This is a genomic window from Capnocytophaga sputigena, assembly GCF_002302495.1.
Taxonomy (GTDB): Bacteria; Bacteroidota; Bacteroidia; order Flavobacteriales; family Flavobacteriaceae; genus Capnocytophaga; species Capnocytophaga sputigena.
This window is the reverse complement of record NZ_CP022379.1, coordinates 500,621-513,568: the sequence shown is the minus strand read 5'-3', so window position 1 is coordinate 513,568 and position 12,948 is coordinate 500,621. Positions and strand designations below refer to the sequence as shown.

The 12,948-nt window shown below is 36.3% G+C and carries 14 protein-coding genes; 6 read left to right on the top strand and 8 right to left on the bottom strand.

Annotated elements, in window-relative coordinates; genetic code table 11:
* Window positions 1–16: 16 nt before the first annotated feature.
* The 5 genes from pyrF to CGC57_RS02480 form a co-directional block, all read right to left on the bottom strand.
* The gene (gene pyrF / locus CGC57_RS02500; protein ID WP_095897828.1) at window positions 17–841 is read right to left on the bottom strand and encodes an orotidine-5'-phosphate decarboxylase; all 825 of its coding nucleotides are present in this window, start codon (window positions 839–841) and stop codon (window positions 17–19) included.
* Window positions 831–1,070, bottom strand: a complete 240-nt coding sequence (locus CGC57_RS02495) for a DUF8828 family protein (protein WP_002680954.1) — start codon at window positions 1,068–1,070, stop codon at window positions 831–833. The genes pyrF and CGC57_RS02495 overlap by 11 nt, the downstream gene beginning before the upstream one ends.
* The gene (locus CGC57_RS02490; protein ID WP_095897827.1) at window positions 1,067–1,756 is read right to left on the bottom strand and encodes an SIR2 family NAD-dependent protein deacylase; all 690 of its coding nucleotides are present in this window, start codon (window positions 1,754–1,756) and stop codon (window positions 1,067–1,069) included. Before CGC57_RS02490 ends, CGC57_RS02495 begins: the two co-directional genes overlap by 4 nt.
* Before the next feature lie 19 nt (window positions 1,757–1,775).
* Window positions 1,776–2,567: a DUF1444 family protein gene (locus CGC57_RS02485; protein WP_095897826.1), complete on the bottom strand. Its 792-nt coding sequence runs from the start codon at window positions 2,565–2,567 to the stop codon at window positions 1,776–1,778.
* 74 nt (window positions 2,568–2,641) lie between these two features.
* Window positions 2,642–2,920, bottom strand: a complete 279-nt coding sequence (locus tag CGC57_RS02480) for an HU family DNA-binding protein (RefSeq protein WP_002680877.1) — start codon at window positions 2,918–2,920, stop codon at window positions 2,642–2,644.
* A 200-nt stretch (window positions 2,921–3,120) separates the two neighbouring features.
* Between CGC57_RS02480 and nusB the strand changes: the two genes are divergently transcribed.
* Together nusB and yajC are read left to right on the top strand one after the other, a co-directional pair.
* Entirely contained in the window at window positions 3,121–4,062 is a 942-nt protein-coding gene (gene nusB / locus CGC57_RS02475; protein WP_095897825.1) for a transcription antitermination factor NusB, read from the top strand.
* A gap of 35 nt (window positions 4,063–4,097) precedes the next feature.
* Window positions 4,098–4,403 carry a preprotein translocase subunit YajC gene (yajC, locus tag CGC57_RS02470; protein ID WP_002680820.1) on the top strand — a complete coding sequence of 102 codons (306 nt, stop codon included), beginning with the start codon at window positions 4,098–4,100 and terminating at the stop codon, window positions 4,401–4,403.
* An 82-nt stretch (window positions 4,404–4,485) separates the two neighbouring features.
* Here yajC and CGC57_RS02465 read toward each other — a convergent pair whose 3' ends face one another.
* Window positions 4,486–5,199 carry a PAS domain-containing protein gene (locus CGC57_RS02465; protein WP_095897824.1) on the bottom strand — a complete coding sequence of 238 codons (714 nt, stop codon included), beginning with the start codon at window positions 5,197–5,199 and terminating at the stop codon, window positions 4,486–4,488.
* 220 nt (window positions 5,200–5,419) lie between these two features.
* On the opposite strand from CGC57_RS02465, the gene CGC57_RS02460 reads away from it, so the two are divergent.
* Both CGC57_RS02460 and CGC57_RS02455 read left to right on the top strand, forming a co-directional pair.
* Window positions 5,420–6,778: an ankyrin repeat domain-containing protein gene (locus CGC57_RS02460; RefSeq protein WP_095897823.1), complete on the top strand. Its 1,359-nt coding sequence runs from the start codon at window positions 5,420–5,422 to the stop codon at window positions 6,776–6,778.
* Window positions 6,779–6,788: 10 nt separating this feature from the next.
* Entirely contained in the window at window positions 6,789–7,274 is a 486-nt protein-coding gene (locus CGC57_RS02455; protein WP_009413876.1) for a DUF2271 domain-containing protein, read from the top strand.
* Here CGC57_RS02455 and CGC57_RS02450 read toward each other — a convergent pair.
* Both CGC57_RS02450 and CGC57_RS02445 read right to left on the bottom strand, forming a co-directional pair.
* Window positions 7,271–8,569, bottom strand: a complete 1,299-nt coding sequence (locus CGC57_RS02450) for a TolC family protein (protein WP_095897822.1) — start codon at window positions 8,567–8,569, stop codon at window positions 7,271–7,273. The genes CGC57_RS02455 and CGC57_RS02450 overlap by 4 nt on opposite strands.
* A complete protein-coding gene (locus tag CGC57_RS02445; protein ID WP_095897821.1) occupies window positions 8,566–9,000 on the bottom strand; it encodes a lipocalin-like domain-containing protein in 435 nt (144 codons plus the stop codon). Before CGC57_RS02445 ends, CGC57_RS02450 begins: the two co-directional genes overlap by 4 nt.
* 114 nt (window positions 9,001–9,114) lie before the next feature.
* On the opposite strand from CGC57_RS02445, the gene CGC57_RS02440 reads away from it, so the two are divergent.
* Together CGC57_RS02440 and clpB are read left to right on the top strand one after the other, a co-directional pair.
* The gene (locus CGC57_RS02440) at window positions 9,115–9,939 is read left to right on the top strand and encodes a hypothetical protein (protein WP_095897820.1); all 825 of its coding nucleotides are present in this window, start codon (window positions 9,115–9,117) and stop codon (window positions 9,937–9,939) included.
* Window positions 9,940–10,166: 227 nt separating this feature from the next.
* On the top strand, window positions 10,167–12,770 hold the full coding sequence (gene clpB / locus CGC57_RS02435) for an ATP-dependent chaperone ClpB (protein WP_095897819.1): 2,604 nt from the start codon (window positions 10,167–10,169) through the stop codon (window positions 12,768–12,770).
* Window positions 12,771–12,948 lie beyond the last annotated feature (178 nt).

Here is a 12,948-nt window from a genome sequence, read left to right as displayed (position 1 = left end):
ATTTTGTCTTCCTTTTCTATCTCCTAACCCCTAAGACCAAAGACCTCATTTCTCCTTGCAATTCCTCGGATTTTTCTCCTGCTATTTTAGCAAAGTCTTCACCTTTAGAAGCATAGATAATACCACGTGAAGAGTTGATGAGCAGTCCGTAATGTTCATTCAGTCCATAGTGACAAACTTCTTCTAAGCTACCTCCTTGTGCGCCAACTCCAGGGACTAATAGAAAGTGTTCAGGGATAATTTGGCGTATTTCTTTTAAGAATTCAGCTTTGGTTGCACCTACTACATACATTAGGTTTTGGCTGTTTTGCCAAGTGAGTGAGGTGCGTAATACTTTTTTGTACAATTCCTCATCACTGAGTTTCTGAGTTTGGAAATCAAAAGCCCCTTCATTAGATGTCAGTGCTAAGAGGATGGTGTGTTTGTTTTCAAAAGCTAAAAAAGGTTCTACTGAATCTCTGCCCATATAGGGGGCAACAGTCACACTATCGAATTGCATATCCTCAAAAAAGGCTTTGGCATACATACTTGAGGTGTTGCCTATATCTCCGCGTTTAGCATCGGCAATGGTATATATCTCGGGGTGGTGGCGGTTGAGATAGTCAATTGTTTTTTTTAAGGCGCGCCACCCCATTTCACCATGTGCTTCATAGAAAGCTGTATTAGGTTTATAGGCTACTGTAAAGCGGTGGGTAGCTTCTATAATTGCCTTGTTGAATGCAAAAATAGGATCTTCCTCCTCAAGCAAATGAGGAGGAATTTTAGTCATATCAGTATCTAAACCCACACATAGTAGTGATTGTTTAGCTTTGATTTGCTGGATGAGTTGCTTAATAGTCATTTTCTTCTATACGGGTAATTTCACGTTCATAGAAAGCGATAGCTTCTTCTATAAGGTTCTCACTTTCAGCTTCTAATTCTTTAGTGTCCTCTTCGTCAAACTCTTCAAGCCATTCAACTTCGTCGTTATCTAAATTCAATACGAAGCGTGGATACTCTAAATGCACTACAAACATAGCGTTAGGCATATCGGTGTTGTCACCTAAAATAAATTTTGGGAAGTTACTCATTTTAATTCTTTTATTAGTTCAATAGCTTTAGCTACCCCCTTAGAGGCAACGTCTTTAATTACAGTAATATTATCTTTACTGCTGATACTTGGGCGCGGGTCTACATAATATATAGGAGTGCCTTCTTCAGCACAATTCATCAGTCCAGCAGCAGGATACACTTGCAGTGAAGTCCCTACAATAAGTACTATATCAGCAATTTCAACTTCTTCGGCAGCCTTTACAATCATTGGTACATCCTCGCCAAACCACACGATATGAGGTCGCAATTGAGCTCCACTGGGGCTTAGGTCATCCACTTTGATATCTTTGGTACAGTCATAAAGCGTGTAAGGATCGTCTACCCCACGCATTTTTAAGAGTTCACCGTGCAAGTGGATAATATTGGTGCTGCCTGCACGTTCGTGCAAATCGTCTACATTTTGCGTGATAACTATCACATTATAGTCTTTTTCAAGCTCGGCGAGCAATAGGTGAGCAGGATTAGGTTGCACATCTTTTAGCTGTTTGCGCAAACCGTTGTAGAAGTTCAACACTAATTCAGGGTCTTTCTTAAAACCATAAGGGGTTGCCACTTGTTCTATGTCGTGTCCTTCCCACAAGCCATCGGCATCGCGAAAGGTTTTCACGCCGCTTTCAGCACTGATACCAGCCCCTGTAAGGACTACTATTTTCTTCTTTTTCATTGGTAATGTTAGTTATAAATTATGAAAATACTTCAAACTTCCCGTTTCTAAAAACGAATTTCTTATCACTGATAATATGATCCCCTCCACTATATATATCACTGATAACCGATTCTAGTTTTGCCAAACCTTCTGTATCTTCACTGCCACAAACTACCAATACATCGCGTGCAGGAACTCCTATTACAATCTCTCCTTCTACTGGAAAATTCTCTTTTGTCCATATATCCGTTAGAAGAATAAGGCTTGCTTCATAATTGCCATCTGCTATTAGAAAAATGAGATGTTCATCAGCTTGTGCTTCTATTTCTAAGGTGTTAGCTAAATTGTTGAGAGCCAACTCTCGTAGTGCTTCAATACTCATCCCTAACTCCTCAAAGTCCGAAGTAGACAAAGAGCCTATACTATCCCCATCATCTACCCCGTAAAACACATACAACTCATCGTTATACTTCTCATATACCATTGGTAACTCTTCAGCTTCTGGCACTATACTCTTCAATTTCTTTATATAGATTGTATCTTTGATTGTAGGAAAAATGCAATCAGTGATTGTGGTTGCTTCCTCAGACTTGTATATTCTAATCAATGGAGCGAGATATTTGTCTAAAATATCATTTAAATCATTTGGGTTGCTTAAATATTCATTAAAACAATTATCCAAAAAATGTTTTACTTCTCGCTGGTCATCAGGGGTTGTTGTGCTTACCTCCAATGCCGCTGTGCTATTTATAGTAATATCGGGGAAAGTCTCTCTCAAAGCATCGATATATAGCTGAGTAAACTCTTGTTCGTTCATTAGGTTTGTCATAACAATTAACAGATTAGAAAATTACTAGATAAAAAAAGTCCCTTTCTTATTAAGAAAGGGACTTTTTAGTGCAATTACTTTTTGTTTACTGATTCAGAAAGTTCAGTCCCAGCTTTGAATTTTACTACTTTCTTAGCAGGAACTTTGATAACTGCACCAGTACGAGGATTTCTTGCATCTCTCGCCTCTTTCTTAGTTACTGACCAAGATCCGAAGCCTACGATAGCTACCTTTTTACCTTGTTTAAGGCTCTTTTCAACGTTTGAAAAGAACGCTTCTACTGCTTTTTTAGCATCAGCTTTTGTTAAGCCAGCTTCTGCAGCAATTGCATCGATTAATTCTGTTTTGTTCATATTATAAATTGTATAATATAGTTAACTTGGTACAAAGGTAGTAATATATTTGTTTATGGCAAACATAAAACAAAAAAAAATGCAGTTTTAGTAAAAAATTAACATTTCAAACACTTTTTTCCCTATTTTCTTTGCTCATTGCAGCTTTTTTTCCTACTTTTGCACCCTCAAAAATAAAGTAAATAAGGTTCTTATAAATTATGCTTACACGACGACATATTAGGGCTAAAGTGATGCAATCAGTCTATGCAATGCAGCAAAGCCAAAGTCAGGATTTAGACAAAGAATTGAAATTCTTGCAAAATAGTGCTAATGAGATGGAAAATCTCTATCTTTTGTTAATGGCACTTCTTACAGAGCTTCATTCTTTGGCAGTAAATCAGTATGAAGTAGCACAAAAAAAATACTTAGCAACTCCTGCTGACAAACTGTTGCACCAAAAAATCAAAGACAACGAACTGCTTTCACTGATTGCTACTAACGAGGCGTTACAAAAAACTATAGTCGATGCTCATATAAACTTTTGGAATATCCAAGAAGAATATGTGAGAACGCTCTATAAACGTATTGTGGAAAGCGATATTTACCAAGCCTATAGTAAGCAAAAAGCAAGTTTTGAAGCTGATAAAAAATTTTTAATTGAAATTTTTGAAGAATTCATAGCTCCTGATGAAGGACTTTATGAATATATAGAGGACTATAACCTTACGTGGATGGATGATTTTCCTATTGTAAACACCTTTATAGTAAGAGAATTTAAAAGTTTACGCCCGAATCCTCCCGAAAAGTATTTTACTCCTCCTCTCTACAACAACAGTGAAGAAAAAGAGTTTTTAGTAGATTTGCTAAAGAAAACAGCTCTTAACGATGCTAAACTCAAGAGTTTTGTAGAAGATAAACTCACCAATTGGGACAAGGAACGCGTGGCAGTGTTAGACCTTATTCTTTTGAAAATGGCTATTTGTGAGTTTTTGCACTTCCCAAGTATTCCTGTGAAAGTAACTATCAACGAGTACTTAGAGCTTGCTAAAGAGTATTCTACTGCTAAAAGTAGTTTGTTCATCAATGGGGTACTGAATGTAGTACACAAGGAACTCAGTGAAAAAGAACTTATTAAAAAGATTGGACGAGGACTTTTGTAAGTAATAAAATAAAAAAAAACTAAAATTAAGTATATATGCAAAATTTGATGAGCAACAATTTTTTGATTATCGCATTGATGATTGTGGTAATGTATTTTCTAATGATTCGTCCACAAGCAAAGCGACAAAAACAAGAAAAAAACTTCATACAATCAATGAAGAAAGGCGATAAAGTAATTACCAAAGGTGGTATGCACGGTCGCATTGTAGAACTTACCGACGATACTTGTGTGATTGAAACCCTTGCAGGTAAAATAAAATTCGAGCGTTCGGCTATCTCTATGGAACTTTCTATTAGATTGAGAGACAATAAAAAAGAAGTAGAGAAAAAAGAAGCATAATGCTAAAAAATACTCACAAAAAAGAGTGTATCTATTTTTGTAATAGATACACTCTTTTTTTATACAGTTTTAGGAGTTACAATTAATTTGTAGAGAACAATCTTGCGAAGAAACTTTTGCGTTGCATCATACTTTCTTCTTCAGGATGTTCTTCACTGAAAATTTCATCGGAAATTTCATAGTCACCAAAGTTACCTTCAGTGTGATGAGTATTAGATACAGGTTCAAACACGATATCTTGATGAGAAACACCTTCAGTGCGTCGATTTTCATCTAAAATATCCATTATGTATTCGATGTACGATTTGCCCTGTTTTTCTAAGAATCCTTTCAAATAACGATTGCTAAGTTCCATGCCTCCTATCTTTTCAAGTTTAAGGAGTGTTTGGTATAAAGGTTCTATATGATCCGTAATCACATACTGAGGCACTGCACGACGGCGTGCCATAATAGTTACTACTTCACCCATAATATTTCTACCCACCTCAAAATCGGTGATTACCCAATAGTATTCGCCAGATTTTGCTAAGTTTTTGATGATGCCGTGAAAGTTTCTACCTGCTAAAATATTATCCCAAGTAACCTTAAATATAATTTTTGGCATATCGGGGTGGCGGATAATATTGTGAGGTTTCCCAAGCAATTCATCTGCTGAATAGCCACAAATGTCTATGAACGTTTGGTTTACGTCAGTAATAGTACCATACTTATCAGTTGTACTGATAATAGTCTTTGTCTTGTCCCACACAACTTCTCTGTTGATAGGAGTAGGTCTGTTTGTGATTTCTTCTGACATAATTTCTATAGATTATATTCAACGCCACAAAAGTAAGAAAAAAATATTATAAAACAAAATGCATATCGAACTTTTTTGTGTGAAATATAACGTTTTCTTTGTAAATATTTGATAATCAAATGGTATGTTTTTTTATTCTATAGTAATTTTAGAGCAGATTATTTGTAGTTCACAATTATTTACTATCTTTGCGCCGAATCATTCTAAATAAGCATCTTTTATGAAAAGACTTTTATTTGTTATTGCAATACTTCTAATAGGGAAGATCCACGCACAAGAAAATGTTTTCCTCACTAATGAATATTGGAAACAAAAACCTTCAGTGGCTCAAGTGGAACAGGCTATCAATCAAGGTAATAGTGCTACCGCTTTTAATAGCCGTGCTTTTGATGCAACAACTTTGGCGATCTTAAATGGAGCACCCTATGAAACTATTGCTTATCTTATTGATTTAGAGGGTAATGGAGTAGATAAACTGACTCACGACAAACGCACTTACCTCTTTTGGGCTGCCTATCAGGACAATGTGCCCGTGATGGAATACCTTCTCAAGAAAGGAGCTAAGGTGAATATTACTGAATCACATCAACTTACCCCTTTGTTATTCGCCGCTGTAGGAGGGAGAAGCAATAACGCAATTTATGAATTGTTACTGAAACACGGCGCTAACTTAAAAGATACTAATGCCGATGGTGCAAATGCCCTTTTGCTGTTACTCCCTCACCTCAAAGACCTTAAAGAAGCTGATTATTTTGTAAAAAAAGGACTCAAACTTACTGCTACCGATAACAAAGGTAATAACGCTATTTACTACGCAGCAACAACGGGTAATCGCCCTATAATTGAGGCTCTGATGAAAAAGAAAATTAATGTTAAAAACCTGAATAACAAAGGTGAGAGTGCTATTTTTGGTGCCGCTCGTGGTGCTAAAAGAAATTATAACAAACTTGATACTTTCCTATATTTAGAACAATTGGGGCTTTCACTTAATCAAAAGAATAAAGATGGACTTTCTCCTCTTTTTGTGTTAGCTGAAAAGAACAAAGATGAAAAAGTGATTAATTATTTCTTAGAAAAAGGAAATGATGCCAATCAGCTTGATAAAGAAGGAAATAACCCATTGATGAAATCAGCAATCAGCAATAATATATCTGTAATAACAGCTTTACTCGCCAAGACCAAAGATATCAACACACAAAATAAACAAGGATTATCGGCTTTGACCTTTGCAGTAGAGAACAATACCCTTGAGGTAATAGATTTTTTACTCTTAAAAAATGCCGATGTTCAAGTAGTAGACAAGGAAGAAAATACACTTTATCACTACGCTGTGAAACGCGGTGATATAAAAATTTTAGAAAAACTTTCACTCTATCCTATCAATATCAATCAAAAAAATAGCAATGGTCTTACCCCTCTACAAATGGCTGTGATGACCGCTAAAAATTTAGATGTGGTAAACTTCTTGCTCAGCAAAGGAGCTGATAAAAATCTCACTACCGATTTGGGTGAAACAGTTTACGAATTGGCTCAAGAAAATGAAGCCTTAAAAGGAATGAATGTAGAATTTTTAAAATAAAAGAAAGAAGATGAAAAAGAAACTCTTACTTACTGTAGCTGTGGTAGTTGCCTTGCTTACAGTTTCATTTGTCGCTCAGCAAGCTACTGCTAAAAAATACAAATGCCTTATCCAGCTTACTAACTACAAAGGGGAGGGGGCTTATATAGTAGCTTCACTCATCAATCCACAAGGAAAATATGAGCAAACATTGCAAGTATTAGGTGATGACCCCGAATGGTATGATGATCTTACTGAATGGTGGAAATTTTATGGCAAACGCCAAACAATTGATGGGATTACAGGAGCGACCATCAGTGGGGGAGAACGCGCTGTAAAGGTGCTCACCCTTGATGAGAATAAGTTTGACAAAGGGTATAAAATACGCTTTGAAACAGCAGTAGAAGATGACTATTACTATGCTAAAGACGCTGAAATAGAACTCAAAAAAGAAAACCTTAACACTAAAGTTGAGGGTAAAGGCTATATACGTTACGTTAGACTGATGCCTAATTAGTGACTAAAGTAATATTCGAGTACTTTTAGTTTAAAAATGTACTGATATTTAGCTTTTATCACATCATTTTGAGCATTTTCATATTCGTATTTAGATTGATTGAAGTCAAAAGTATTCATTAAGCCTACATTGTGTCGTTCTCGTGCATAACTAAAAGATTGTTCTTTAGCTTGAGCTGTTTTTTCACTTGCTTCGTATAGTTTTTTGGCATTAGCAGCATCGTTGTAGGCTTGATAGATATTTTTTTCAGTACTCAATTCAGTTTGTTCCTTTGCTAATTGCATTTTCTGTAAGGCTAATTTTTGAGTTTTAACATTACTAAGTACAGAAAAATGATTAAAAATAGGAATATTGAGCGATAAACCAGCGTACATACCTTTGTTAGTATCAAGCTGTTTCCAGAAATCCATTACTTGGTTCTTACTCCATCGCGAACTATAACCCCATTGCGCAGAAAGGCGAGGCCAAAAAGCAGACTGACTTAAGCGCAAACTACTTTCAGCTAATTTCACATTGGCAGTTGCTAATTTCACTTCACCCATTATCTCTTTAGCACTTTGGTAAATTTCTTCAGGAGTTTTGTTTAGTATATCGGCTACGGGAACTTCAAATGTGTTATCAGCTACCTCAAAATCTTTGTAATTCTTCAGTAAAAGCAGTTGAGCTAATCCCATTTTTCCGATGAAAAGAGCGCTTTCTGTTTCTATAATTTTCTGCTCAAGCGAAAATAGTTGAGCTTCACTATCATAAATATCACCTTTGGGTAATGACCCCGCATTGATGAGTTCACGCGTACGTGCAACGCTTTCTTTTGATATTTCTAATTGTGCTTTTTGAATTTTGATCTTTTCTTTGTTGCTCAATACTTCAGTGTAAGCGTTGATAATCATTAAGATAATCTCATCTTTCTTCATATCCAATTGGTATTGAGTTGCCAATTGTTTACATTTTGCTTGTTGTAATTTACGCCAATTTTGTAAGCCTGAGAACAGAGGCATTGACATACTGATACCTCCTGAAGCCGATTCAAAAGTAGTGTTTTCAAACTGATTGCTCACAGGATTGATATTCTTTCCTGTATTCCAATTATAAGCTGCTTCACTGTTGATAGAGGGCAAAAAGTTAGCTTTTGTTTGCCATACTTCTATATCAGTGGATTTCAAGTCTATTTCCGATTGTTTAATAGAAAGGTTGTGCTCTTTGGCATACGCTATGCAATCGTTGAGCGTCCAAAGTTTCTGAGCTACTGTTGAAAAAGGTAGCAAGCAAAGTAAGAAGAGTGTTTTTTTCATCATTTAATATATTCGATAGGTTTAGCCCTTTTACATACAATTACAGCTATGTGTTCCTCGTTGTCTTCATCTTTTCCCGTAAACGAAAGAGTGAGAATTTTACCTTTTATCAGGAAAGTGTTGTTTAAATCACTTTCTTCTTTGCGGATAATGTGATTGCCCTCTACGGTATAGAAATCTTTATTACTGTTGAGAATTACACAATTACCATTGTATTTTTTGTAGTAATTTTCAATAATTTCGTTTTTAGTGAATATAAAAGTACTCTGCTTTTCACAATCGTTGAGGGTAATCTCTAAGTTGTCTAAACTTTGAGATTCAATCGTCCACGAGCCTATGAGATCGTCGTGGCGGATGCTTTCCTCTTGAGAAAAAGCGGGTAAAAAGCTAAAAAGTAGCGAGATAGCAACGAATAGTTTATATATAGTACTCATAGAAATGATATTGTGAGTACAAAACTACAAAATAATTCTGGATTGACAAATTATTTTATATCTTTGTCGCGTAAAATCAGCAAATTGACAAATTGTTAAATCGAAAAATCTACTATGAACAAATATCTTTTAGAACGTTACCCACTTGTGTGGAATACTCGCTTGCTCCCAATGTTAGCTCTTGCGAGCGGTGGACATATCTTCTTTATCTTATTAGGTTGGGCAGCAAAAAATGAAAACTTTAATTACTATGCTTTTAATGCTATAATGGCAGATTTTATAGGGATGCCATTATTGTTACATCTTGTTATCTCTATATTGTTGTTAGTAGTTTGGTTGCTGTATCTCAGTAGAAACAACGCTTTCAAGCATTTCTATCCTTTCTCTGAAGAAAAACTTTTCTTGCAATGGATACTTTATTTTCTTATCGTTTTCGCCTCAGTATCCTTTGTTCTGTCCTATGCGATTGTAAAAGGCTTAGGAAAGTACCCTTTTAGCAATACTTCTGATGTGATATACCTATTGAATTTCCTTTTGATTATTACTTTTGCTATAGCAACACTTGTATACTGTGTGCGTATTACCAATGTACAAATTCTGCTGTTTACTATTGTTTTTATAGGGGTTCTTTCAATTATATTATCTTTTATAGGTAATAAATTGTTGTTTTTATTGGTTTATGCAACACTTGTATATATTTCTGTGAGTAAGGAAATTCACATACCAAAGAAGTTTATAGGCGTTGTGGTAAATACAGTGCTTCTTTTTTCGTTTATGGTAATGTACTATGTAGTTGATAGTATTATGGAGAATATGTTATTAGATAGGTCGCGCGATGGGTTTTCTAACAAAATTTTTTGTATATCCTTCTGTTTAACTTTGGTGTTTATAGGTTGCTACACAAGGGTAATACAACGATGGAAAGCAATAGCAGACTGAAGTAATACTTTTCTATAATTAAAATTACTGACATATTGTCAGTTTTGAAAATAAGTTTGAAAATACTGATAATAAGTTGTTTAATTTAATTTTTGTTTAAAATATAAAGAAGTTATCCCGACAGAAAGTTTTTTGTAGCTGTCATTTTGTCAGTTAAAACTATTTGGCATAACTCTTGTCTTTCTCTTGTTGAAAATGTTTAACCCAAATTGTTAATTGAAAGATATATGAACTTTAATAATTTTACTATCAAAGCACAAGAAGCGGTACAAACCGCTCAACAAATTGCCCAACAATATGGGCATCAGGAATTGCAAAACGAACACTTCTTCAAAGCTATTGAGCAAGTAGATGAGAACGTATTGCCTTTCCTATTCAAAAAATTGAATATCAACCGCGAGCAGCTAAATAAACAGTTGGATGCAGCCTTACAAGGTTTTGCAAAAGTAAGCGGTGGCGATATGGGGATCTCACGTGATGCAAGCACTATGCTCAACGAGGCTGTAAATATCGCAAAAAAATGGAATGACGAATATGTGTCTTTGGAACACCTTATATTGGCTATCTTCAAATCAAACAGTAAAATAGCTCAAGCACTCAAAAACCAAGGCGTGAGTGAAAAAGAGTTGGAGAAGGCTATTCAAGAATTGCGTAAAGGTGAACGTGTAACTTCAGCATCAGCCGAAGATACTTATAATTCACTCAACAAATACGCCAAAAACCTCAATCAGTTAGCCGATAGTGGCAAACTTGATCCTGTGATTGGTCGTGATGAGGAAATACGCCGTGTGTTACAAATCCTTTCTCGTCGTACCAAAAACAACCCTATGTTGGTAGGTGAACCAGGGGTAGGTAAAACTGCTATCGCTGAAGGCTTAGCTCACCGTATTGTAAAAGGCGACGTACCTGAAAACTTAAAAGATAAGGTGATTTACTCTTTGGATATGGGTGCTCTTATCGCTGGTGCGAAGTATAAAGGTGAGTTTGAAGAACGACTCAAATCGGTAGTGAAAGAGGTGACCTCTTCCGATGGTAATATCATTCTATTTATAGACGAAATCCACACCCTTGTAGGTGCGGGTGGGGGAGAAGGTGCGATGGACGCTGCCAATATTCTAAAACCTGCTTTAGCGCGTGGTGAACTTCGTGCTATTGGAGCGACAACCCTCGATGAGTACCAAAAATATTTTGAGAAAGATAAGGCTCTTGAACGTCGTTTCCAAAAGGTAATGGTAGATGAACCAGATACTGAGAGTGCAATTTCTATCCTTCGTGGTATCAAAGAAAAATACGAAACTCACCATAAAGTGCGTATTAAAGATGAGGCGATTATCGCGGCAGTCGAACTTTCTGAACGCTATATCACCAATCGTTTTTTGCCTGATAAAGCTATTGACTTGATGGATGAGGCAGCTGCAAAACTCCGTATGGAAATCAATTCTAAACCTGAAGAGTTGGATGTGCTTGACCGTAAGATAATGCAACTCGAAATAGAAATTGAGGCTATCAAACGCGAAAAAGACGAGGAAAAGCTAAAAATGCTTTATGTAGATTTAGCAAACCTTAAAGAAGAACGCAACGCAGTGAATGCTAAATGGCAGAGCGAAAAAAGTGTGATAGACGAGGTACAAGCAACCAAAGAAGCTATTGAGAAATACCGTTTAGAAGCCGATAGAGCTGAACGCGAAGGCGACTATGGTAAAGTAGCCGAATTGCGCTATGGTAAAATCAAAGAAGCAGAAGATAAGTTAGCGGAATTACAAAAGAATTTAGATAGCAAATCTCACGAAAATGCTCTTGTAAAAGAAGAAGTGACAGCTGAGGATATTGCCGAAGTTGTAGCAAAATGGACAGGTATACCCGTAGCTAAGATGTTACAAGGTGAACGCGAAAAACTCTTGAACTTAGAGAAGGAATTGCACCGCCGTGTAGTAGGTCAAGAAGAAGCTATCGAGGCAGTTTCCGATGCCATACGCCGTAGCCGTGCAGGTTTGCAAGACCCACGTCGTCCTATAGGCTCTTTCCTTTTCTTAGGAACTACAGGGGTAGGTAAAACGGAACTTGCTAAAGCCTTAGCCGAGTATCTATTCGACGATGAAAATGCAATGACGCGTATAGATATGAGTGAATACCAAGAAAAACACGCTGTGAGCCGATTGGTAGGTGCGCCTCCAGGATATGTGGGTTATGACGAAGGTGGTCAGCTTACTGAAGCTGTGCGTCGCCGTCCGTATTCTGTAATCCTTTTAGATGAAATTGAAAAAGCTCACCCCGATACTTTCAACATCTTGTTGCAAGTGCTTGATGAAGGTCGTCTTACTGACAACAAAGGTCGTACTGCCGACTTTAAGAATACAATCATCATTATGACTTCTAATATGGGTAGTCAAATCATTCAGGAAACTTTTGAAAAATATCCTAATGATACTGAGCGTGCTATCGATGAGTCTCGTGATGAAGTCTTACAGCTCCTCAAAGAAACTGTACGTCCGGAATTTTTAAACCGTATAGACGATATTATAATGTTTACACCACTCAATGCTAAGAATATTCGTAGCATTGTGAAGTTGCAATTGCAATCGTTATTCCGTATGGTTGCTAAAGAAGGCATTTTGCTCGATGCTACCGATGAGGCTATTGATTACTTAGCACAAAAAGGATTTGACCCTCAGTTCGGAGCACGTCCTGTAAAACGTACAATCCAAAAAGAAGTGCTCAATAAACTCTCCAAAGAAATATTGAGCGGTACGGTACAACGTGATGCAGTCATCTTATTAGATGCTTTTGATAACCAATTGGTATTTAGAAATCAAAAATCAGAGAATAATTAACAAGGAATTAGGAAATTTAGGAGTTAGTTGTCAGTCATTAGTAGCAATGGCTAACTCCTAAAACCTATCTCCAATCTTTAACTCTGACAATTTGTCAGTTTTTAGTCCTTTGGCACAATCATTGACTAATAACTGATGAAAATATAAATAAATGTTGAACTTAAAAAACGATAATTAA

Coding starts and splice junctions, on each gene's coding strand:
- CGC57_RS02440 (WP_095897820.1), top strand. CDS start 9,115: ATGAACAAATATCTTTTAGAACGTTACCCACTTGTGTGGAATACTCGC.
- CGC57_RS02485 (WP_095897826.1), bottom strand. CDS start 2,567: ATGACAAACCTAATGAACGAACAAGAGTTTACTCAGCTATATATCGAT.
- clpB (WP_095897819.1), top strand. CDS start 10,167: ATGAACTTTAATAATTTTACTATCAAAGCACAAGAAGCGGTACAAACC.
- CGC57_RS02455 (WP_009413876.1), top strand. CDS start 6,789: ATGAAAAAGAAACTCTTACTTACTGTAGCTGTGGTAGTTGCCTTGCTT.
- CGC57_RS02490 (WP_095897827.1), bottom strand. CDS start 1,756: ATGAAAAAGAAGAAAATAGTAGTCCTTACAGGGGCTGGTATCAGTGCT.
- pyrF (WP_095897828.1), bottom strand. CDS start 841: ATGACTATTAAGCAACTCATCCAGCAAATCAAAGCTAAACAATCACTA.
- CGC57_RS02480 (WP_002680877.1), bottom strand. CDS start 2,920: ATGAACAAAACAGAATTAATCGATGCAATTGCTGCAGAAGCTGGCTTA.
- CGC57_RS02460 (WP_095897823.1), top strand. CDS start 5,420: ATGAAAAGACTTTTATTTGTTATTGCAATACTTCTAATAGGGAAGATC.
- yajC (WP_002680820.1), top strand. CDS start 4,098: ATGCAAAATTTGATGAGCAACAATTTTTTGATTATCGCATTGATGATT.
- nusB (WP_095897825.1), top strand. CDS start 3,121: ATGCTTACACGACGACATATTAGGGCTAAAGTGATGCAATCAGTCTAT.
- CGC57_RS02450 (WP_095897822.1), bottom strand. CDS start 8,569: ATGATGAAAAAAACACTCTTCTTACTTTGCTTGCTACCTTTTTCAACA.
- CGC57_RS02465 (WP_095897824.1), bottom strand. CDS start 5,199: ATGTCAGAAGAAATCACAAACAGACCTACTCCTATCAACAGAGAAGTT.
- CGC57_RS02495 (WP_002680954.1), bottom strand. CDS start 1,070: ATGAGTAACTTCCCAAAATTTATTTTAGGTGACAACACCGATATGCCT.
- CGC57_RS02445 (WP_095897821.1), bottom strand. CDS start 9,000: ATGAGTACTATATATAAACTATTCGTTGCTATCTCGCTACTTTTTAGC.